The 21,163-nt window shown below is 69.5% G+C and carries 19 protein-coding genes and 1 riboswitch; of the genes, 6 read left to right on the forward strand and 13 right to left on the reverse strand.

Features of this window, described 5'->3' with window-relative positions; translation table 11 throughout:
* Positions 1–51 precede the first annotated feature (51 nt).
* The 6 genes from ACGF2V_RS07160 to ACGF2V_RS07185 form a co-directional block, all read right to left on the reverse strand.
* Positions 52–1,467 (reverse strand): aminotransferase class V-fold PLP-dependent enzyme, encoded by a 1,416-nt coding sequence (locus ACGF2V_RS07160; protein ID WP_362628054.1) that lies wholly within the window; start codon positions 1,465–1,467, stop codon positions 52–54.
* Positions 1,468–1,640: 173 nt separating this feature from the next.
* Positions 1,641–1,758, reverse strand: a riboswitch (SAM riboswitch).
* 104 nt (positions 1,759–1,862) lie between these two features.
* Entirely contained in the window at positions 1,863–2,942 is a 1,080-nt protein-coding gene (gene trpD / locus ACGF2V_RS07165) for an anthranilate phosphoribosyltransferase (protein WP_362703937.1), read from the reverse strand.
* Positions 2,943–3,067: 125 nt separating this feature from the next.
* A complete protein-coding gene (locus ACGF2V_RS07170; RefSeq protein ID WP_362628048.1) occupies positions 3,068–4,717 on the reverse strand; it encodes a ubiquinol-cytochrome c reductase cytochrome b subunit in 1,650 nt (549 codons plus the stop codon).
* The gene (locus tag ACGF2V_RS07175; protein WP_362628045.1) at positions 4,714–5,766 is read right to left on the reverse strand and encodes a Rieske 2Fe-2S domain-containing protein; all 1,053 of its coding nucleotides are present in this window, start codon (positions 5,764–5,766) and stop codon (positions 4,714–4,716) included. The genes ACGF2V_RS07170 and ACGF2V_RS07175 overlap by 4 nt, the downstream gene beginning before the upstream one ends.
* The gene (locus tag ACGF2V_RS07180; RefSeq protein WP_362628042.1) at positions 5,763–6,572 is read right to left on the reverse strand and encodes a c-type cytochrome; all 810 of its coding nucleotides are present in this window, start codon (positions 6,570–6,572) and stop codon (positions 5,763–5,765) included. The genes ACGF2V_RS07175 and ACGF2V_RS07180 overlap by 4 nt, the downstream gene beginning before the upstream one ends.
* Positions 6,573–6,665: 93 nt before the next feature.
* On the reverse strand, positions 6,666–7,286 hold the full coding sequence (locus ACGF2V_RS07185; protein WP_351518526.1) for a heme-copper oxidase subunit III: 621 nt from the start codon (positions 7,284–7,286) through the stop codon (positions 6,666–6,668).
* Between the two features lie 187 nt (positions 7,287–7,473).
* Between ACGF2V_RS07185 and ACGF2V_RS07190 the strand changes: the two genes are divergently transcribed.
* Positions 7,474–7,875 (forward strand): hypothetical protein, encoded by a 402-nt coding sequence (locus ACGF2V_RS07190; RefSeq protein WP_362703940.1) that lies wholly within the window; start codon positions 7,474–7,476, stop codon positions 7,873–7,875.
* A 63-nt stretch (positions 7,876–7,938) separates the two neighbouring features.
* On the opposite strand, the gene ACGF2V_RS07195 is transcribed toward ACGF2V_RS07190, so the two are convergent.
* From ACGF2V_RS07195 to ACGF2V_RS07210, 4 genes are all read right to left on the reverse strand, one after another.
* Positions 7,939–9,192, reverse strand: a complete 1,254-nt coding sequence (locus ACGF2V_RS07195) for an Ig-like domain-containing protein (protein WP_362703943.1) — start codon at positions 9,190–9,192, stop codon at positions 7,939–7,941.
* A gap of 124 nt (positions 9,193–9,316) precedes the next feature.
* Entirely contained in the window at positions 9,317–9,715 is a 399-nt protein-coding gene (locus tag ACGF2V_RS07200; protein WP_362628033.1) for a cytochrome c oxidase subunit 4, read from the reverse strand.
* The gene (gene ctaD / locus ACGF2V_RS07205; protein ID WP_362703946.1) at positions 9,712–11,448 is read right to left on the reverse strand and encodes a cytochrome c oxidase subunit I; all 1,737 of its coding nucleotides are present in this window, start codon (positions 11,446–11,448) and stop codon (positions 9,712–9,714) included. Before ctaD ends, ACGF2V_RS07200 begins: the two co-directional genes overlap by 4 nt.
* A complete protein-coding gene (locus tag ACGF2V_RS07210; protein ID WP_362628028.1) occupies positions 11,445–12,404 on the reverse strand; it encodes a cytochrome c oxidase subunit II in 960 nt (319 codons plus the stop codon). The genes ctaD and ACGF2V_RS07210 overlap by 4 nt, the downstream gene beginning before the upstream one ends.
* A gap of 427 nt (positions 12,405–12,831) precedes the next feature.
* On the opposite strand from ACGF2V_RS07210, the gene ACGF2V_RS07215 reads away from it, so the two are divergent.
* Complete coding sequence (locus tag ACGF2V_RS07215) at positions 12,832–14,214, forward strand: aminotransferase class V-fold PLP-dependent enzyme (protein ID WP_362703949.1); 1,383 nt, start codon at positions 12,832–12,834, stop codon at positions 14,212–14,214.
* A 16-nt stretch (positions 14,215–14,230) separates the two neighbouring features.
* Here ACGF2V_RS07215 and ACGF2V_RS07220 read toward each other — a convergent pair whose 3' ends face one another.
* Positions 14,231–15,205 (reverse strand): carbohydrate kinase family protein, encoded by a 975-nt coding sequence (locus tag ACGF2V_RS07220; protein WP_362628022.1) that lies wholly within the window; start codon positions 15,203–15,205, stop codon positions 14,231–14,233.
* A gap of 159 nt (positions 15,206–15,364) precedes the next feature.
* On the opposite strand from ACGF2V_RS07220, the gene ACGF2V_RS07225 reads away from it, so the two are divergent.
* Positions 15,365–15,565, forward strand: a complete 201-nt coding sequence (locus tag ACGF2V_RS07225; protein ID WP_362703952.1) for a hypothetical protein — start codon at positions 15,365–15,367, stop codon at positions 15,563–15,565.
* A gap of 107 nt (positions 15,566–15,672) precedes the next feature.
* On the opposite strand, the gene ACGF2V_RS07230 is transcribed toward ACGF2V_RS07225, so the two are convergent.
* Positions 15,673–16,323, reverse strand: a complete 651-nt coding sequence (locus ACGF2V_RS07230; protein WP_362703955.1) for a MerR family transcriptional regulator — start codon at positions 16,321–16,323, stop codon at positions 15,673–15,675.
* 81 nt (positions 16,324–16,404) lie between these two features.
* On the opposite strand from ACGF2V_RS07230, the gene ACGF2V_RS07235 reads away from it, so the two are divergent.
* Together ACGF2V_RS07235 and ACGF2V_RS07240 are read left to right on the forward strand one after the other, a co-directional pair.
* Positions 16,405–16,887: a DUF4188 domain-containing protein gene (locus ACGF2V_RS07235; RefSeq protein ID WP_362628014.1), complete on the forward strand. Its 483-nt coding sequence runs from the start codon at positions 16,405–16,407 to the stop codon at positions 16,885–16,887.
* Between the two features lie 205 nt (positions 16,888–17,092).
* On the forward strand, positions 17,093–18,670 hold the full coding sequence (locus tag ACGF2V_RS07240; protein WP_392911074.1) for a hypothetical protein: 1,578 nt from the start codon (positions 17,093–17,095) through the stop codon (positions 18,668–18,670).
* 215 nt (positions 18,671–18,885) lie between these two features.
* Here ACGF2V_RS07240 and erpA read toward each other — a convergent pair whose 3' ends face one another.
* On the reverse strand, positions 18,886–19,242 hold the full coding sequence (gene erpA, locus ACGF2V_RS07245) for an iron-sulfur cluster insertion protein ErpA (protein WP_362629994.1): 357 nt from the start codon (positions 19,240–19,242) through the stop codon (positions 18,886–18,888).
* 224 nt (positions 19,243–19,466) lie between these two features.
* Here erpA and nadA point away from each other — a divergent pair, with 224 nt between their 5' ends.
* Positions 19,467–20,675: a quinolinate synthase NadA gene (gene nadA / locus ACGF2V_RS07250; protein WP_362703960.1), complete on the forward strand. Its 1,209-nt coding sequence runs from the start codon at positions 19,467–19,469 to the stop codon at positions 20,673–20,675.
* Positions 20,676–21,163: the final 488 nt, after the last annotated feature.

Raw genomic sequence — 21,163 nt, forward strand, 5'->3', positions numbered from 1 at the left:
ACCCGACCCCGGTGGGAGGCGGTCCCGCCCCACCCGGGTGTCACGCGCCCGTCAGAGCTGCGCCTCGCCCCGGTCCGGCACGCAGCGGCCGCCCTCGGTGCGGTACGTCCACCGGGCGCCCTGTCCGACCAGTTCCTTGACCGCCCGTACGAAGCGCTCGATGTGCTCGTCGGGCGTACCGGCGCCGAAGCTCACCCGGATCGCGTTGAGCGAGAGCTCCCCCGGCGCGGCCTCCGGCGCGCCGCACGCGCCGCCCTGCTGCGGATCGCCGCCCAGCAGCGTACGGACCAGCGGGTGGGCGCAGAACAGTCCGTCACGCACCCCGATGCCGTACTCGGCGGAGAGCGCCGCGGCGAAGTGCGAGCTGTTCCAGCCCTCCACCACGAACGAGATCACGCCGACCCGGGGGGCGTCGTCGCCGAACAGCGAGAGCACCGTGACCTCGGGGACCTCGGCGAGCCCGGCGCGGACGGCGGCGACGAGGCGCTGCTCCCGGGCGACCAGGCCGTCGAAGCCCGCCTCGGTGAGCGCCTTGCAGGCGGAGGCGATGGAGTACACGCCGATGACGTTGGGGGAACCGGCCTCGTGACGGGCCGGGGTGGTGTGCCACTCGACGTCCACGCCGCCGTCGGCACGCCGGGCGACGCCTCGCGAGGCGCCGCCGCCGGCCAGGTACGGTTCGGCGTCCCGGAGCCAGTCGGCCCGGCCCGCGAGCACGCCCGAACCGAACGGCGCGTACAGCTTGTGCCCGGAGAAGGCGACCCAGTCGACGTCCAGGCCGGTGATGTCGACGGGGTGGTGCGGGGCGAGCTGCGCGGCGTCCAGCACGATCCGGGCGCCGTGCGCGTGGGCGGCGGCCGCCAGTTCCCTGACCGGCCACAGTTCGCCGGTGACGTTGGAGGCGCCGGTGACGCAGACCAGCGCGGGGCCGATGGGGCCTCCCCTGCTCGAACGGAGTTGAGAGCTCGGGGAAGGGTCGCGGTCGGCGAGCGCCCGCTCCAGCGTCTCGACGGCCTGGGCCGGGGTGCGCGGGGCGTTCAGGTACGTCACCCGGGCGTCGCGCCACGGCAGCAGCGAGGCGTGGTGCTCGGTCTCGTACACGAACACCTGGCAGTCGGCGGGGACGACCGCGGCCAGCAGGTTGAGCGAGTCGGTGGTCGAGCGGGTGAAGACCACCTGGTCGTCAGGGCGACAGCCGAGGAACTCCGCGACGGTCGCGCGGCTGTTCTCGAAGAGGTCCGTGGACAGTTGCGAGAGGTACCCGGCCCCGCGGTGGACGCTGCCGTAGTACGGAGCGTACGCGGCGACGTCGTCCCAGACGCGCTGGAGGGCCGGGGCGCTGGCGGCGTAGTCGAGTGCGGCATAGGTGACTTCACCACCTGTGACCAGCGGAACCGTTACGTCCTGACCCAGAACCGGCAAGGGGGTACAAAGCGACTGGTCGGCGGCAGCGGTGAGGACAGACATGGCGAACTCCCGTAACAGGCAGGCGAAAAGCGTGCGCCGGCGGATACGCGGCAGCGCAGCGACAAGAGAAAAGGGGTGCGGAAAAGGGCCGGAACGCCCTAGCGCATTCGCGTGCTCACAAGAGACTCCCTAGGGACCAGGACCCCGGGGGTTGGCATTCGCAGATGCCGAGGGGCCCGCGCTTGCCGCAGACCTCGCTGCCTGCGGCCCGGTCTTCACCCGGGGCACCCCGCCACGGACGGAGGGTTGCCGGACAGCGGGCCGGGGCCGTAGTCGCTGTCACTCATGACCTGCCTGCATCCTGCCATACGTCTGCGAACGCGCAAGGGCGCGGTCCAGGATCCGGACCGCGCCCCACGTGACATCCCGTCGGCTCGAAGACCGCCGGCCAGCGTTCAGCCGGCGGTCCGCGACGCGTTGCTGGCCGCCACCCACCTCTCCAGCGCCCGCCGTGCCGCCCCGGAATCGATGGATTCGGCGGCCTTCGCGACCCCGGCGGCGAGCTGTTCGTTCAGCGTGCCGTCCGTCGGGTCCAGGGCCACCAGCGCCGCCGCCGAGTTGAGGAGCACGGCCTCCCGTATGGGCCCGTGCTCACCGGCCAGCACCCGGCGGGCCACATCCGCGTTGTACGAGGCGTCACCGCCGCGCAGCGCCTCGGCCGGGACCAGTTCCAGACCGATGGCGCGCGGGTCGAACGCCTCCTCGCGCACCGCGCCGTCCCGGACCACCCAGACCCGCGAGGTCGCGGTCGTCGTCAGCTCGTCGAGCCCGTCGTCGCCGCGGAAGACGAGCGCCGAGTTGCCCCGTTCGGCGAGGACCCCGGCGACGATGGGCGCCATCCGCAGATCGGCGACGCCGACCGCCTGGGCCCGCACCCGGGCCGGGTTGGTGAGCGGGCCGAGAACGTTGAACGTGGTCTGCGCGCCCAACTCCTTGCGGGCGCGGGCCGCGTGACGCAGCGCGGGGTGGAACTTCACGGCGAAGCAGAAGGTGATGCCCGCCTCCTCGGCGACCTCGGCCACACGCCGCGCGCTGAGCTCCAGGTTGACGCCGAGCTTCTCCAGCACGTCGGAGGAGCCGCTCGCCGACGAGGAGGCGCGGTTGCCGTGCTTGACGACCTTGGCACCGGTGCCCGCGACGACGACCGCCGCCATCGTGGAGATGTTGACCGTCTTGGCGAGGTCGCCGCCGGTGCCGACGATGTCGACCGTGTGGCCGGGGACGTCGATGGTGTTGGCGTGCTCGTACATCGCGCGCACCAGGCCGGACACCTCCTCGACCGTCTCGCCCTTGGCGCGCAGGGCCACGGCGAAACCGGCGATCTGCACATCGGTCGCCTCGCCGCTCATGATGCGGTCCATCGCCCACGCGGTGTCGTCCGCGCTCAGGTCCTCGCCGCGCAGCAGCGGGTTCAGCACGCCGGGCCAGGAACGGTCCGCCACGCTGTCGCCGCCGACCGGGGTCACAACGTTCATGGTCCGCTCCTGGGGTCCACAGCCGATAAGAGGGTTCGACTTCCACCCTATCGAGGGTGGCGGACAGCGAAGAGCCCCGTCCATCGGATGGACGGGGCTCCCGCTGTGGCGATCAGTTCAGGCGATCAGTGGTGACCGTGGCCGCTGGTGATCTCCTTGTACTCCTCGACGGTGGGCTTGGCGATCTGGTTGTTCTCGCCGTAGTAGCCCTTGCTGAGCCGGGCGCGCAGCTTCTGCATCGCGGAGACCTTGCGCTCGACACCGTTCTCGTCGACCGTCGGGCCGATCTCGACCGGCTCGTACTGCTCGTGCGCCGTGAGCGTGTGCAGCTGCTCGGGGCCGAGCGGCTCGTGGACCTCGACGAACTCACCGTGCGGCAGGCGCTTGATGATGCCGGACTCGCGCCCGTGCAGCACCTTCTCCTTGTCGCGGCGCTGGAGGCCGAGGCAGATCCGCCGGGTGACGACGAACGCGATGACCGGGCCCGCGAAGATGAAGATCCGGATGAACCAGGTGATGGCGTTGATCGACAGGTGGAAGTGCGTGGCCCACAGGTCGTTGCCACCGCCGATGAAGACGATGACGTACACCGTGATCCAGGCGACGCCGAAGGCCGTCCGGGTCGGGGCGTTGCGCGGGCGGTCCAGCAGGTGGTGCTCACGCTTGTCACCGGTGACCCAGGACTCGATGAACGGGTAGACCGCGATGACCGCGAGTACCACTCCGAAGAGCGCCAGCGGGATGAACACACCCAGGACGAGCGTGTGGCCCCACAGATTGATCTCCCAGCCAGGCATCACTCGGATCAGACCCTCGGCGAAGCCCATGTACCAGTCGGGCTGGGCACCGGTGGACACCTGGTCCGGCCGGTACGGGCCGATGGACCAGACCGGGTTGATCGTGGCGATGGCCGAGATGATCGCGATGATGCCGAAGACCAGGAAGAAGAACCCGCCCGCCTTCGCCATGTAGACCGGCAGCAGCGGCATGCCGACGACGTTCTTCTGGGTGCGGCCGGGGCCGGGGAACTGCGTGTGCTTGTGGTAGAAGACCAGGATCAGGTGCGCCACCACGAGACCGAGCATGATGCCCGGCAGCAGCAGGATGTGGATCGAGTAGAACCGGGCGACGAAGTCGTGGCCGGGGAACTCTCCGCCGAACAGGAACATCGAGATGTACGTGCCGACGATCGGCACGGACAGGATCGCGCCCTGGGTGAAGCGGATACCCGTACCGGACAGCAGGTCGTCCGGGAGCGAGTAGCCGGTGAAACCGGTGAACATGCCGAGCACGAACAGCAGGAAGCCGAACAGCCAGTTGATCTCGCGCGGCTTGCGGAAGGCGCCCGTGAAGAAGACGCGCATCATGTGCACGAACATGGCGGCCAGGAAGATCAGCGCGGCCCAGTGGTGGATCTGGCGGACCAGCAGACCACCGCGGACGTCGAAGCTGATGTCCAGCGTCGACGCGTACGCCTCGGACATCCTGATGCCCTGCATCGGCTCGTACGAGCCGTGGTACACGACCTCGTTCATGCTCGGGTGGAAGAACAGCGTCAGATACACACCCGTGAGGATGATGATGATGAAGCTGTAGAGCGCGACTTCCCCGAGCATGAAGGACCAGTGGTCCGGGAAGATCTTGCGCATGTTGGCCTTGGCGAGGGAGTAGATCCCCAGCCGGCCGTCCGCCCAGTCGGCCACCCGCTCACCGGCGGGTGCCTTGCGATTGCCCGGCGCCGAGGAGCCGGGGGCTTGCGTGGTCGCAGTACTCATCCGCGCTCCCAGAATGCAGGACCGACGGGCTCTTCGAAGTCACCGAGCGCTTCAAGGTTGCCCTCGCTGTTCACACCGATCCGCAGCTGCGGAAGGGCGTGACCGGCCGGGCCGAAGATGACGCGGGCGCCGTCGGAGAGGTCGAAGGTGGACTGGTGGCAGGGGCAGAGCACGTGGTGCGTCTGCTGCTCGTAAAGGCTGATCGGGCAGCCGACGTGGGTGCAGATCTTGGAGAAGGCCACGATTCCCTCGTGCGCCCACTCGCGCTCGCGCTTGTCCTTGATGTCCTCCGGCCGAATCCGGACGATCATCAGCGCTGCCTTGGCGATCTGGTTGTTGAAGTCATGCGCGTCCTCCGCCAGGCCCTCGGGCATGGCGAAGGTCAGCGAACCGACGGCGACGTCCTCGGGACGCAGCGGCTCCATCGTGTTCATGTTGATGAGCTGCTTGCCCTGGGCCCACAGCGTCTTGCGGAGCTTCTTCTCCGGCAGCGGGCCGAGGTCGCGCAGCAGCACCACGCCGGAGAGCGGCACCAGTGCCAGCGCGCCGAACATGGTGTTGCGGATCAGCTTGCGCCGACCGAGCGCGGACTCCTTGGCACCGTCGGCGAAGTCCGCCAGGACCTTCGCCTTGACCTCGGGAGCGGCCTCGATCGGGTGGCGCTCGTCGGCGACCTCCACGTCGGACATCAGGGTGCGCGCCCAGTGGACCGCCCCGGCACCGATCGCGAAGAGAGCCACGCCCAGGGTCAGCCCCAGGGAGAAGTTGAGCGCGCTCACATGGCCGACGGGCCAGATGTACACGATCTTGTCGACCGGGAAGATGACGTACGACGCGATGAAGCCGATCGTCGCCAGCATCGACAGCGTGAAGAACATGGCGACGGTGCGCTCGGAACGCTTCGCCGCCCGCTCGTCGATGTCCTGGATGCGCGGCTCGTGGGCCGGCAGCCCCGGGTCGGCGAACGGGTTGTCCGCGACCTCTACCGCGCCGTGCGCGGTGTCCTGCGCGATAGGCAGGTTCTCGTCTGGAATCTCTTGGCTACTCATGACTTCTTGGCCTTAGCGGTGTGGGCCGCGACCCAAACGGCGAGTGCGATCAGGGCGCCGAGACCGAAGATCCAGGCGAACAGACCTTCGCTGACCGGTCCCAGGCCACCCAGCGAGAGACCGCCCGGGTTCGGGGTGTCGTCGCTGTTCACGGCCTTGACATAGGCGATGATGTCCCGCTTCTGCTGCTCGGGCATCGTCGTGTCCGGGAAGGACGGCATGTTCTGCGGGCCGGTCTGCATGGCCTCGTACAGGTGCTTCGACGACACGCCCTCGAGGCTGGGCGCGTACTTGCCGTTCGTCAGCGCACCGCCCTGGCCGGTGAGGTTGTGACACTGGGCGCAGTTGTTGCGGAACAGCTCGCCACCCTTGGCGGCGTTCGCGCCGGCGGGGTCGTGCTGCTTCTTGGTCGGCGTGATCGGACCGGCGCCGAGCGACGCGACGTACGCCGCGAGCTGGTCGATCTCGGCCTGGCTGTAGATGTTCTTCTTCTTCGGCACCTGGGCGCCCGGCTGCTGCGCCGGCATACGGCCCGTACCGACCTGGAAGTCGACGGCGGCGGAGCCCACGCCGACCAGGGGCGGCCCGTCGGTGGTGCCCTGACCGCCGGTCCCGTGGCAGCTGGCACAACCGACGGTGTACAGCTTCTTGCCCTCGTCGATGGCGAGGGACTGGGCGGTTTCGTCGGCCTGCGCCTTACTCGCGGGCGCAAACGCGGCATACAGCCCCCCAGTAGCCGCCAGCGCGAGGAGTAGTACGACGACCGCCGCCAACGGATGGCGTCGTCGAGCGGAGAGCTTTTTCACGGATTACCCCGGTGTCAGGATCTTCTGCGTCGATGCTGGATGTGGTTCGGGTCGAGCCCGGTTACTTGATCAGGCGGTTCAGGTCGGGCCCGGTCACTTGATCATGTAGATCGTGGCAAAGAGGCCGATCCACACGACGTCGACGAAGTGCCAGTAGTAGGACACGACGATGGCCGAGGTGGCCTGTTCGTGGGTGAACCTCTTGGCCGCGTACGTCCTGCCCAGGACGAGCAGGAAGGCGATGAGCCCGCCTGTCACGTGCAGCCCGTGGAAGCCGGTCGTCAGGTAGAACACCGAGCCGTACGGGTCGGAGGAGAGGGAGAGCCCCGCTTCCTTGACCAGCTCGGTGTACTCGAGGACCTGGCCTCCGATGAAGATCGAACCCATCACGAACGTGATGATGAACCAGGTCCGGAGCTTCTTCACATCGCCCCGCTCGGCGGCGAAGACGCCGAGCTGGCAGGTGAGTGAGGAAAGCACCAGGATCGTGGTGTTCGTCGCCGAGAACGGGAAGTTCAGGTGCCCGGCCATCTCCTTCCAGTGATCGGGTCCCATCACCGATCGCAGGGTGAAGTACATCGCGAAGAGGGCCGCGAAGAACATCAGCTCGGAACTCAGCCAGATGATGGTTCCGACGCTGGTGAGGTTCGGTCGATTGACCGACGGGTGCGCGTGCCCGGTTTCTACTGTCGTTGCTGTCGCCACGACCGACATTATGTCGGTCGCTTATCCCGCCCTCACCTCGGGGGGGTGCCGTTCGGTGTGTCAACCGGGTGTGCCCTCCTCGAACGGCCCAGGAATCCGCTTCCGCGGGCGATGCTGACGGGCCATCGGCGGAGTACGATCCGCGCATCGGTTCATGCCCTGAAAGCCCCGCAGACACGGATGTCACGGAGGAACAATGCAGCCGACCGCCACGGTCCTGGTCTACAGCGACGACGCCCATACCCGTGAGCAGGTGAGGCTGGCAGCCGGGCGCAGGCCCGCGGCCGACGTGCCTCCGGTGGAGTACGTGGAGTGCGCGACCCTGCCCGCCGTCCTGGAGGCGCTGGACAGGGGTGGTATCGACGCCTGTGTGCTGGACGGCGAGACGGCGCCCGCGGGCGGCATGGGCGTCTGCCGGCAGATCAAGGACGAGGTCTTCCGCTGCCCGCCCGTCCTGCTGCTGATCGGGCGCCCTCAGGACGCCTGGCTGGCCACCTGGAGCCGCGCGGACGCCGCGGTGACCCATCCGGTCGAACCCGTCGAGTTCGCGGACGCACTGGCGGCCCTGCTGCGCAGCAGGCTCTGCGTGAACACCTGAGCCCCGCCGCCGTTCCGTCCGTCCTCTCGTCCTCTCAGAGGGGCAGCGCACTCCCCGGGCCGGTCAGACCTGGGGGCGCAGGCGCGCCGCCTGGATCGTGTCCTGTTCCGGCTCGGCGTCCTTGCGCAGTGCGCTGCCCTTCTGCCATTTCTCCCAGGACAGGTTCCAGTCGCCGTAGCCGTTGTCGAACGGGGTCATCGTCTCGCCCTCGCTGCCGACGACCGCGACGATGTCGCCCTCGCGCACGGTGTTGAAGAACCACTCGGCCAGGCCGGTGGTCATGCCCGTGCAGCCGTGGCTGACGTTCGCGTACCCCTGCGAACCAGTGGACCAGGGGGCCGCGTGGACGTACTCGCCGCTCCAGGTGACGCGTGTCGCGTAGTAGACCTGCAGGTCGTACGAGTCGTCCGAGCCCGCCGCGATGCCGATCGTCTCGCCGCGCATGCGCACGGAGTACTCCTTGGACAGCACCACCTTGATCCCGTTCCGGGTGGCGAAGCCGGGTTTGCCGGTGGTGACCGGAATCGTCTTGACCACCTTCCCGTCACGCTTGACGGTCATCGTGTGCGCGGCGGCGTCGGTGATGGCCTCGACGCGGTCGCCGGTGGTGAGCTTCAGCGCCTTCGTGGGCGCCCCGTAGAGGCTGTCGGTGACCTTGATGCCCGCCAGGCCGCTGCTGACGTCGATCCTGGCCCTGGCGGGCCAGTACTCCTTGGGGCGGTAGTGCAGGGTCTTGTCGTCGACCCAGTACCAGGATCCGACGACGGCGGGCGTGGAGCGGACGCTCAGGGCGCGTTCCACGACGGCCCTGGCGGCCTTGTCCTTGATCGGGGCGCTCAGTTCCGCGGTGATGGGCTGCCCCACGCCGTAGGTGCCCGCCTTGGGGCCGAAGGCGACCTTCAGGGTCTTCTTCTTGGTGGCGCCGGTTTCGAAGGAGAGCGTGCGGCTGCCGGGGGCGCCGTCGTCGTCCTCCATGCTGACCCGCACGGTGTAGCGGTGGCCCGCGGCGAGCGGGGAGGTGGAGCGCCAGTGCTTCCCGTCGGCGTCGAGTTCGCCCGCCAGGCGGCGCCCGGTCGCGTCCGTGGCCGTCACGTCCGTGATCCGGCCCTCGTCCTTGACGCCGACCTCGATCGGCCGGTCGGAGTCCGCCTTCTCGTCACCCTCCGGCAGGTTGGAGGTGATCTCGTCCGCCGCGTCGTACGGCTTCGCCGCGAGCGGGTGGCCGTCGGAGGCTCCGCAGGCGGTCGCGGCCGCTATCAGGGTCGCGGCCAGCAGCATGCTGCTCACTACGGGGCGGATGCGCAGCGTGTGGTCCATGAACCCACGCTATGGAGATTTCATCCCTTTTGGCGCGTCTTGTGCGTGCAAACGGGGGCCCGTACCTCTTTTGGTGGAGGTACGGGCCCCCGTTGGACGGAGCCGGTGAAGCGGTGACCTCAGGTCACTGGGTGCGGTTCTCGCCGTGGTAGTACTCGAGGACCCAGCCGAGCAGGCCGATCAGGATCATCGGGGCCGAGAAGTACAGCAGCCACCAGCCGAAGATGACGCCCAGGAAGGCGAGGGAACTACCCACGGCCAAAGAGAGCGGCTGCCAGCTGTGCGGGGAGAAGAATCCCACCTCGCCGGCCTCGTCGACGATGTCCGCCTCTTTGTTGTCCTGCGCCATGGCGTCGACCCGCTTGGCCGTGAAGGCCAGGTAGAAGCCGATCATGACGGCCAGACCGAAGGCCAGGAGGAGGACGGTGGTGCCGACCGGCTCCTTCGCCCACACGCCGTACGTGATCGCCATGGCGAGCATGAAGACGCTCAGCCAGAGGAACATCTTTCCCTGGATCTTCACTTGCCCGCCTCCTTGCCGCCGGCGACGGCCTTCTCACCCTCGGGGGTGAGCTCCAGCTGCTCCAGAGCCGCGATCTCGGGGTGGTGCAGGTCGAACGCCGGGGATTCGGAACGGATCCGCGGCAGCGCGAGGAAGTTGTGCCGCGGCGGCGGGCACGAGGTCGCCCACTCCAGCGAACGGCCGTAGCCCCACGGGTCGTCGACCTCGATCTTCTTGCCGTACTTGGCGGTCTTCCACACGTTGTAGAAGAACGGCAGCATCGACAGGCCGAGCAGGAACGAGGCGATCGTCGAGACCGTGTTCAGGGCGGTGAAGCCGTCGGCGGCGAGGTAGTCCGCGTAACGACGCGGCATGCCCTCGGCACCCAGCCAGTGCTGCACCAGGAACGTGCCGTGGAAGCCCACGAACAGCGTCCAGAAAGTGATCTTGCCGAGCCGCTCGTCCAGCATCTTGCCGGTGAACTTCGGCCACCAGAAGTGGAATCCGGCGAACATCGCGAAGACCACGGTGCCGAAGATGACGTAGTGGAAGTGCGCGACGACGAAGTACGAGTCCGTGACGTGGAAGTCCAGCGGGGGCGCTGCCAGGATCACACCGGTCAGACCACCGAAGGTGAAGGTGATCAGGAAGCCGATAGCCCAGAGCATCGGGGTCTCGAAGGACAAGGACCCCTTCCACATCGTGCCGATCCAGTTGAAGAACTTCACCCCGGTGGGTACCGCGATGAGGAACGTCATGAAGGAGAAGAACGGCAGCAGCACACCGCCGGTGGCGTACATGTGGTGCGCCCACACCGTCACGGAAAGACCCGCGATGGCGATCGTGGCACTGATCAGACCGATGTAACCGAACATCGGCTTCCGGCTGAACACCGGAATGATCTCGGAAATGATTCCGAAGAACGGCAGAGCGATGATGTACACCTCTGGATGGCCGAAGAACCAGAAGAGGTGCTGCCAGAGCATTGCCCCGCCATTGGCCGCGTCGAAGATGTGCGCACCGAATTTACGGTCGAACTCCAGCGCGAAGAGCGCGGCGGCGAGAACCGGGAAGGCCAGCAGGACCAGCACACCGGTCAGCAGGACGTTCCAGGTGAAGATCGGCATGCGGAACATCGTCATGCCGGGTGCGCGCATGCAGATGATGGTGGTGATGAAGTTGACCGAACCGAGGATCGTGCCGAACCCGGAGAGCACCAGACCCATGATCCACATGTCGCCGCCGATACCCGGCGAACGGACCGCGTCCGTCAGCGGGGAGTAGGCGAACCAGCCGAAGTCTGCCGCACCCTGCGGGGTGAGGAAGCCACCCACCGCGATCAGCGAGCCGAAGAGGTACAGCCAGTAGGCGAACATGTTCAGCCGCGGGAACGCCACGTCGGGCGCGCCGATCTGCAGCGGCATCATCCAGTTCGCGAAACCGGCGAACAGCGGCGTCGCGAACATCAGCAGCATGATCGTGCCGTGCATCGTGAACGCCTGGTTGAACTGCTCGTTCGACATGATCTGCGTGCCGGGGCGGGCCAGCTCGGCGCGCATGAAGAGCGCCATCAGACCGCCGATGCAGAAGAACGCGAACGACGTGATCAGGTAGAGCGTGCCGATCGTCTTGTGGTCGGTGCTGGTCAGCCACTTGACGCCGAGGTTTCCGGGCTGCTTGCGCCGGACCGGCAGCTCGTCCTCGTACGAGTCGTCTGCTGCCGCGGCACCCTGAGGTTCGTTGAGGATGCTCACAGTTTGTTCGTCTCCGCATTCCTGGCCGGGTCAGTCTGCTTGATGCCGGCCGGCACGTAGCCCGTCTGGCCCTTCTCCGCCAGCTCCTTGAGGTGCGCCTGGTAGCGCTCCGGGGAGACGACCTTGACGTTGAAGAGCATGCGGGAGTGGTCGACGCCGCAGAGTTCGGCGCACTTGCCCATGAAGGTGCCCTCCTGGGTGGGAGTCACCTCGAAGGCGTTGGTGTGGCCCGGGAAGACGTCCTGCTTCATCAGGAACGGCACCACCCAGAAGGAGTGGACGACGTCGCGCGAGGTCAGGACGAAGCGGACGCGCTCACCCTTCGGCAGCCACAGGGTCGGGCCGGGGTTGCCGTTCTGGGGGTTGCGCGTGCCCGGGACGCCGTAGTCGTAGACACCCTCCGCGCCCTTGGGGAAGTCCTTCTGGTACTTGTCCGGGATGGCGTCGAGCTCCTTGGGGACCTTGTTCCCCGTAGCGGTCGAGCCGTCCACGTTCTCGATGTAGTTGAATCCCCAGCTCCACTGGTAACCGACCACGTTGATGGTGTGGGTCGGGTTCTTGAGTTCGAGGAGCTTGGACTGATCGCGCGCGGTGAAGTAGAAGAGCACCGAGACGATGATCAGGGGGACCACGGTGTACAACGCCTCGATGGGCATGTTGTACCTGGTCTGCGTAGGAACCTCGACCTTGGTGCGGCTGCGCCGGTGGAAGATGACGCACCACAGGATCAGGCCCCAGACCAGGACGCCCGTGGCGAGCGCTGCCGCCCACGAGCCCTGCCAGAGGGAGAGGATCCGCGGTGCTTCTTCCGTGACCGGCGTGGGCATACCGAGGCGGGGGAAGTCCTTATATGTGCAACCGGTGGCTGTTGCCACGATCAGGCCCGCAGTCAGCACCTGCGGCAGCTTCCGCCGCATCGGGCGCCGCGACGAGCGGTCGGAGCCGTTGGGACTCACGTAGCGCCTTCCCGAGAGTCTCGCCCACGCGGTCGGCGCGGCCGGTCGTTCTGGTCGGTCGCCGCCCTGACGCGGGCAGGGGTTTGGATGTTTATGCGGACCAAACCCTACTGGACGCCATTTGGGGTCGCGCGGGGAGGGTGCCCAACGCGCCGCCCGACTCCCCGAAGGGGTGGAATGCGGGCTCGCGACCGCCATCTGACGCCCCTTCTCCTCGTGGCGCGCCGGGCCCGCACCGGGGTCGGCCCCCGGAAGGGGCGGCGTGCCCTGGCGGCGCGGCGGGGTGTGTCACGGCGCCGGGGCACGGGCCGGAGGCGCGGATGGGGGCCGGGGTGCGGTGGCGGGCGACCCGGCCCCGGATGGGGCGGGGCGCGACCCGGGAGGCGTCCCGGCGCCGGGGCGGGACGGGGCGGGCTAGCGTGGTCATGTGCCCTACTTCGATGCCGCGTCCTCCGCTCCCCTGCACCCCGTCGCCCGTCAGGCGCTGCTCGCCGCGCTGGACGAGGGGTGGGCCGACCCGGCCAGGCTCTACCGCGAGGGGCGGCGCGCCCGGCTGCTGCTGGACGCGGCCCGGGAGACCGCCGCGGAGGCCGTCGGCTGCCGTCCGGACGAGCTGACCTTCACTCCTTCGGGGACGCTGGCCGTGCATTCCGGCATCTCCGGTGCCCTCGCGGGACGTCGGCGTGTCGGCCGCCATCTGGTTGTCTCCGCGGTCGAACACTCCTCCGTACTTCACACGGCGGCCGCCCATACGGCGGAGGGCGGGGAGGTCACCGAGGTCGCGGTGGACCGGTCGGGGGCGGTGAGCGCGCCGGAGTTCGCGCGGGTGCTGCGCGCGGACACCGCGCTGGCCTGTCTGCAGTCCGCCAATCACGAGGTCGGCACCGAGCAACCGGTCGCCCGGGTCGCGGAGATCTGCCGGGCCGCGGGGGTGCCGCTCCTGGTGGACGCGGCGCAGTCGCTGGGCTGGGGACCGGTGCCGGAGGGCTGGTCGCTGCTGGCGGCCTCCGCGCACAAGTGGGGCGGGCCCTCGGGGGTCGGGCTGCTGGCGGTGCGCAAGGGGACGCGGTTCGCGGCCCGGGGACCGGCCGACGAGCGCGAGTCGGGGCGGTCGGCGGGGTTCGAGAACCTTCCGGCGGTGGTGGCCGCGGCGGCGTCGCTGCGGGCCGTGCGGGCCGAGGCCGCGGCGGAGGCGGCGCGGCTGCGGGTCCTGGTGGACAGGATCCGGACCGGGGTGCGGGGGCTGGTGCCCGATGTCGAGGTGGTCGGCGATCCGGTGCGGCGGCTGCCGCATCTGGTGACCTTCTCGTGTCTCTATGTCGACGGGGAGACGCTGCTGCACGAACTGGACCGGGCCGGGTTCTCCGTGTCGTCCGGTTCGTCCTGCACCAGCAGCACGCTGACCCCGAGCCATGTGCTGAGAGCGATGGGGGTGCTGTCGGAGGGGAACGTACGGGTGTCGCTGCCGCGCGGCACCACGGATGAGGACGTGGACCGCTTCCTGGACGTGCTCCCGCGGGCGGTCGCGGAGGTACGGAAGAGGCTGGGCGCGCCCGTGCCGGCACCCGGGGAGGCCGCCGGGGCCGCCTCGCTGGTGGTCGACGCCCTGGGCAAGCGCTGCCCGGTGCCGGTGATCGAGCTCGCGAAGGTGATCGGGGACGTGCCGCCGGGCGGGACGGTGACGGTCCTCTCCGACGACGACGCGGCGCGCCTGGACATCCCGGCGTGGTGCGCGATGCGTGAGCAGGAGTACGTGGGCGAGGAGCCGGCGGACCGCGGCTCGGCCTATACGGTCCGCCGACTGACCTGAGATTCCGCCGGGTGGGTCAGCCCAGGTGCGTGCGGACCTCGTCGGCGGCCTCGTCGCCGTACGCCTTGGTGAAGCGCTCCATGAAGTGGGCGCGGCGCAGGGTGTACTCCTGGGTGCCGACGGTCTCGATGACCAGGGTGGCGAGCATGCAGCCAACCTGGGCGGCGCGCTCCAGGTTGACGCCCCAGGCGAGGCCGGAGAGGAATCCGGCCCGGAAGGCATCGCCGACGCCGGTCGGGTCGGTCTTGCTCTCCTCCTCCGGGCAGCCGACCTCGATCGGCTGGTGCCCGGCGCGCTCGATGCGGACGCCGCGGGCGCCGAGGGTGGTGACCCGGTGGCCGACCCGGGAGAGGATCTCCTCGTCGCTCCAGCCGGTCTTGGACTCGATGAGGCCCTTCTCGTACTCGTTGGAGAAGAGGTACGTGGCGCCGTCGAGCAGGATGCGGATCTCCTCGCCGTCCATCCGGGCGATCTGCTGCGAGAAGTCGGCGGCGAACGGGATGCCCCGGGAGCGGCACTCCTCGGTGTGGCGGAGCATGCCCTCGGGGTCGTCGGCGCCGATCGAGACGAGGTCGAGGCCGCCGACACGGTCGGCGACGGACTGCAGCTCGATGAGCCGGGCCTCGCTCATGGCGCCCGTGTAGAAGGAGCCGATCTGATTGTGGTCCTCGTCCGTCGTGCAGACGAACCGGGCGGTGTGCAGGACCTCGGAGATCCGGACCGAGCCGGTGTCGACGCCGTGGCGGTCGAGCCAGGAGCGGTACTCGTCGAAGTCGGATCCGGCGGCGCCGACCAGGATCGGGTTCGTGCCGAGCAGACCCATGCCGAAGCAGATGTTGGCGGCGACACCGCCCCGGCGCACGTCGAGGTTGTCGACCAGGAAGGAGAGCGAGACCGTGTGCAACTGGTCCGCGACCAACTGGTCCGCGAATCGGCCGGGGAACGTCATGAGGTGGTCGGTGGCGATGGAGCCGGTGACTGCGATGCGCACGGGAAGAGTGCTCCTGCGGAGATCGGGGGGAACGGGTGGTCTTGTTCCCTGGGCGGCGTGACAGTTCACGCTACCGTTCCCGGTGCGCGCCCTGAAGGAGGGAAAACTACCCGATAGTAGGGCTTTCTTCTCAGGGTGGGCGATGCCTACGGTGCCGTCATGCCGAATCACATCGCCACGCGCGAGTCCGAGATCAGCAGCCTGTCGGAGCTGCGCGGTGACTGCGCGCGGATGGCGCCGCACTGGGTGGCCCGCAGGAAGCCCGCTCCCGACCGGGTACCCCCGGAGCGGATCCACGGTGTGACCGTGCCGGCGGCGTCCGCCCGGCTGGTGGACGGCATGTCCGCGTACGGCGACTGAACGTCGGGCGTCCGCGCCCCCGCTCCACCCGGCTCCGGGACCTGCGGCCGGGCGGCCTGGTGCGGCGGCCGGGCGCGCCGACGGCGCGCGGGCCTGACGAGCCGAAGTCAGTAGCGGCCCCCGAACCGACGGGCCGATTCCTGGACGTGCGCCAGCCTGCGCAGGCTGAGCAGCACCGGTTCGTACAGCACGGTCAGCGCGACGGCCGCCTCGATCTGCCCGGCCGCCGTGGGCTGCTCCTCCACCGCGTCCAGGTCGGCGACAGCGAGCTCGGCGGCGATGCGGCCGTACGACAACAGGTGCGCGGTGTCGCAGGGGTAACCGAGGCGGACGAGCGCGGCGACAGAGGCGACGAGCGTGCCGAGGGCGGGGGAGGCGTCCTCGTGCGTGCAGTGCCAGTCCAACTGCTCCAGCAACGCCTCCACCGAGCGGCGCGCGATCCCGGTCGCCTCGTCGTCCTCGTCCTCCTCGGCGGGCCCCGGGCCATGCGGCAGCGCCCGGGCGGCCGCGCCGAGCCGCATGTGGTGGTCCAGCGACGCGTCCTCCGCTGCGGCGATCACCTCCCGCGCGACGGCCACCGGCACCTTGCCGATCTGGATCAGCGCCCGCACCAGACGCAGCCGGCGCAGGTGCTCCTCGCCGTAGGCGGCCTGGGTGGCGGTGACCCGGTGGCCGGGCTGGAGCAGCCCTTCCCGCAGGTAGTACTTGATCGTCGAGGCGGACACCCCGCTGCGCTCACTCAGCTCGGCCAATCTCATCAACTTGCGCCCCCCTTCGGATACTGTCACTATCCAATCATGGATAGTGACGCTATCCAATAGGACAGTGGGGAGCGCGGCATGGGTAAGGCACCGATAGCGGGGCGAGTCACGACGGCGGCCAAGGGGGACGTGGTGGTCTTCCTCATCGGCATGCGGATCAACCGGTGGCGGTCGGTGCGCCACTGGCTGCCCGCCTTCACGGCCATGCCACGCATGCTCAACGAGCTTGCGCGCGAGGAGGGCAGCGGGCTGCTGGGATACCGGGGGTACGCAGCCGGGCTGCGCACCCACACGCTCGTCCAGTACTGGGAGTCGCACGAGAAGCTGCTCGCCTACGCCTCGGCCCCGGAACGACAGCACCGCCCCGCCTGGGCGGCGTTCAACCGCCGTGCGCGGAGCGCCGCGGGGAGTGTCGGCATCTGGCACGAGACATACATCGTGCCGGCGGGCTCGTACGAGGCGATCTACCACGGCATGCCACCGACTGGGCTCGGCGAAGCCCATGGCGTCGAGCCGGTCGGGCGGCGGGGCGAGCGGGCCGCGGAGCGGCTCGCGGGCTAGCTGTTCTGTCCCGGGGTGAGGGCGGCCACCTGGTCCGGGTGGTCGACGGCGCGCGGCGCGGACGCCACCTGGTCGTGGTCGTCGCCCACCAGGCGGAACCGTACGGCCCTGTGCCCCGTCCCATCGTCGTCCCGATCCGAGGGGCGGACGACAGGCCGACCGACGGCCTGTGACGGCGGCAGCACAGGCGAAGGAGCGGATCCGGTTGAGCACCGAGCGACCCGACAACGACGTGACCGGTCCCCGGGACGAGGCGACCGGCGCCCGGCGAGGTTCACCGCTAAAGGATGCTCCGGACGGGGCACCGGGTGGTGTTCCGGACGAGACGGCGTCCGCCCGGACAGGGCTTTCGAAACGTTCCGTGGTCGTGGCCTCGGTGGCGGCGGCGGTACTGCTGGCCGGCGGCGGTGGCGCGTACTGGGCGGCGACCGCGGCGAACGGCGACGGCGCGAGCAGTGGCGGGGCGGCGGCCGGTGGCGGGGGCTCCGCTCCTCCCCCGCTGGCCCTGGACGAGCGTGTGGACACTGCGCCGGCGGCACCGGACGGGCCCCCGCAGGGCATCGCGATCGGTGAGCCCGATCCGCATGGGGGGAGGGTGGTCCACCGCGTGTCCGGGCCGCTGCCCCAGGGGCCGGGCCGCGCCGAGGTGCGCCGCGCGGTGGGCACGGTCACGGCGGCGGAGGTGACCCGGCTGGCAAAGGCGCTGGGCCTGGCGGGCACGCCGCGGGCGGAGGGCACGTCCTGGACGGTGGGGTCGGAGAAGGACGGCTCGGGGCCGCTCCTCCGGGTGGACAAGCAGGCCCCGGGCACCTGGTCCTTCGCCCGGTACGGCTCCGGGGGGACCGACGACTGCCGCCGGGGGGCGTCGGTCTGTTCGAGCGGGAAGGCGTCTCCGGGCGGCAGCGGCTCCCCGGTGGGCGAGAGCGCCGCCAGGGCCGCCGCGACGCCGGTGCTGAAGGCGGTGGGGCTGGACGACGCCGCCCTCGACGCCCGCCAGCTGATGGGATCCGCACGGGTGGTGAACGCCGATCCGGTGGTGGACGGGCTGCCCACGTACGGCTGGTCGACCGGCATCCAGGTGGGTCCGGACGGTGACGTGGTCGGCGGAAGCGGGCATCTGAAGGACCTGGAGAAGGGCGACGGTTATCCGGTGATCAGCGCGGGTGAGGCGCTGAAGCAGCTCAACGGTTCGTCGTCGCGGACGGGCCGGGGCTCCGGAGTCGGCGGGTGCGCCGAGCCCGTTCCGCTGGAGGGCGACCTGAAGTCGCCGGAGGGCCGTTGCGGAGCGCGGAGCGGGGCGGAGCCGCCGACGACGACGGTCACGATCGACAAGGCGGTGTTCGGCCTGTCGATGCGGTACGTGGCGGGCGAGCAGGCCCTCGTGCCGTCCTGGCTCTTCTCGGTGCGGCCCGCCGCGGGCGGCGCGGGCACGACGGTGGCTCAGGTCGCCGTGGACCCGGCGTATCTGGCGAAGGACGCCCCGGAGGCGCCGTCGGCCGGGGAGGGCGGCACGTCCGGCAGCTCGCGGCAGATCCAGTCGTACAGCGCCGACGGACGGACCTTGTCGGTGACGTTCTGGGGCGGCGTGTGCAGCACGTACGCGGCGAGCGCGGCCGAGGACGGGAAGACGGTGCGGGTGACGGTGACGGAGTCGAAGCAGGAGGGGAAGAAGGTCTGCGTGACGATGGCCGAGGAGCTGACCCGGACGGTGACACTGGACGCGCCGCTCGGTGACCGGGCGGTGATCGACGCGGCCTCGGGCGCCCGCGTACCGCGCGCCTGACGGTCCCCGTACGCACGGCTTCGTACGTACGGCTTCACCCGCACGCGGCCTCGTACGCGCGGCGGAGGCGGCGGCCCCACGGACGGCCCGGACGCACGACGGAGGCGGCGGCTCCGGATTTCCGGGGCCGCCGCCTCCGTCGTGATTGCTCCGTCTCCACCTTCGGGCTCGGCCCTGTCAGGAGCGGGCCGCTTCGGGCCCGGCCGCTTCGCGGCTCAGCTGAAGGAGTCGCCGCAGGCGCAGGAACCCGTGGCGTTCGGGTTGTCGATCGTGAAGCCCTGCTTCTCGATGGTGTCGACGAAGTCGATGGAGGCGCCGCCCAGGTACGGAGCGCTCATCCGGTCGGTGACGACCTTGACGCCGTCGAACTCCTTGACGACATCGCCGTCGAGCGAGCGCTCGTCGAAGAAGAGCTGGTAGCGCAGGCCCGAGCAACCGCCGGGCTGGACGGCGACGCGCAGCGCCAGGTCGTCGCGGCCTTCCTGCTCCAGCAGGCTCTTTACCTTCGCGGCGGCGGCGTCGGACAGGAGGATGCCGTCGCTCACGGTGGTGGTCTCGTCCGATACGGACATCTGCTTCTCTCCCGGGGTTGTACGGAGACTGCTTGCCGACGTTGCAACCGTCGGGACCGCGGAATCATTCCGGGCCGAGCGCTTGCCTGTTCCCTTCATGCTCGCACACGGGCCCCGCCAGGGAATGCGTCACATCGACACTATGGCCATCGTCAAAGTGACATAAAGCGGTTATCATAGATAACGTCATTTCGACGAAAAGGCTCCTCCGCAGAGAAGAAAGGGTGCGTGACGTGACCACGGCCCACCCCGTTCAGGATCTCGACGTCCAGCCGACGCCCCTCGCGCTGCTCCTCCTCGGCCGCGAGGCCGACCCGAGGAGCGAGCGCGGTGTCGAGTGTCCCGGCGACCTGCCCGCCCCGTCCGACCCGGACCTCGTGGAGCGTGCCCGCGCGGCCAAGGAGAAGCTCGGGAACAAGGTGTTCGTCCTCGGCCACCACTACCAGCGCGACGAGGTCATCCAGTTCGCCGACGTCACCGGCGACTCGTTCAAGCTCGCCCGTGACGCGGCGGCGCGCCCGGAGGCGGAGTACATCGTCTTCTGCGGCGTGCACTTCATGGCCGAGTCCGCGGACATCCTGACCACGGACGACCAGCAGGTCGTGCTGCCGGACCTGGCCGCGGGCTGCTCCATGGCCGACATGGCCACCGCCGAGCAGGTCGCCGAGTGCTGGGACGTGCTGACCGAGGCCGGGATCGCGGACCAGGTGGTGCCGGTCTCGTACATGAACTCCTCCGCCGACATCAAGGCGTTCACCGGGCGGCACGGCGGCACGATCTGCACCTCGTCCAACGCGAAGCGGGCGCTGGAGTGGGCCTTCGAGCAGCGGGAGTCCGGGGCCGCCAAGGTGCTCTTCCTGCCCGACCAGCACCTGGGCCGGAACACGGCGGTCCGGGACATGGGGATGTCCCTCGACGACTGCGTCGTCTACAACCCGCACAAGCCGAACGGCGGCCTGACCGCCGAGGAACTGCGGAACGCGAAGATGATCCTGTGGCGCGGGCACTGCTCGGTGCACGGCCGCTTCTCGCTGGACTCCGTCAACGACGTGCGCGAGCGCATACCGGGCGTCAACGTGCTGGTCCACCCGGAGTGCAAGCACGAGGTCGTGGCGGCGGCCGACTACGTCGGCTCCACGGAGTACATCATCAAGGCCCTGGAGGCGGCCCCGGCCGGCTCGAAGTGGGCGATCGGCACGGAACTGAACCTGGTGCGCCGCTTGGCGAACCGTTTCGCCCCCGAGGGCAAGGAGATCGTCTTCCTCGACAAGACGGTCTGCTTCTGCTCGACGATGAACCGCATCGACCTGCCCCACCTGGTCTGGGCCCTGGAGTCGCTGGCCGACGGCAAGCTTGTCAACCGGATCCAGGTCGACCCGGAGACCGAGAAGTACGCGAAGCTGGCCCTGGAACGGATGCTGGCGCTTCCGTAGCCGGTTCTGTACGCGCGGATGCCGGTCGGGCCGAATACCGCCCGACCGGCATCCGCGCGTCCCACCCGCAACTACGCTGTTGTATCCACAACTCGCGGGCCTCCGCCGTCGCGAAGGGAAAAGTGCGACGAACCCCGCCAGCGCGCCAGAAACGCCGCATGACTACCGTGCGCCCGGTGATGGTATGGCAGCTCCGCTGAGGTCAGATATCCCGGAAGAGACCAGGCGGACCCGTGACCTGCCGAGATGGGTGACTTCGGGCCGCTGACCTGGACAGATGGTCTTGCGGCTGTTTCGCAGTCATGCCCGTTGATGCGACCGGGCTGAGGTTCGTGCATCAGCGGTCCGCCTTGAACGAACACGGAGCAGGTCGCATGCGCGTTCAGTCGGTCGGTCCGTAGGTCCCGCGCCGGACCACAGGGGGATCGGCCGGTCGGTGGGACCACTGATCGAGGCGGAATGCCGCTACCTGGTACCCGGCGCGAGGA

Origin of the sequence: Streptomyces sp. NPDC047982, from assembly GCF_043204165.1 — a bacterium.
Lineage (GTDB): Bacteria > Actinomycetota > Actinomycetes > Streptomycetales > Streptomycetaceae > Streptomyces.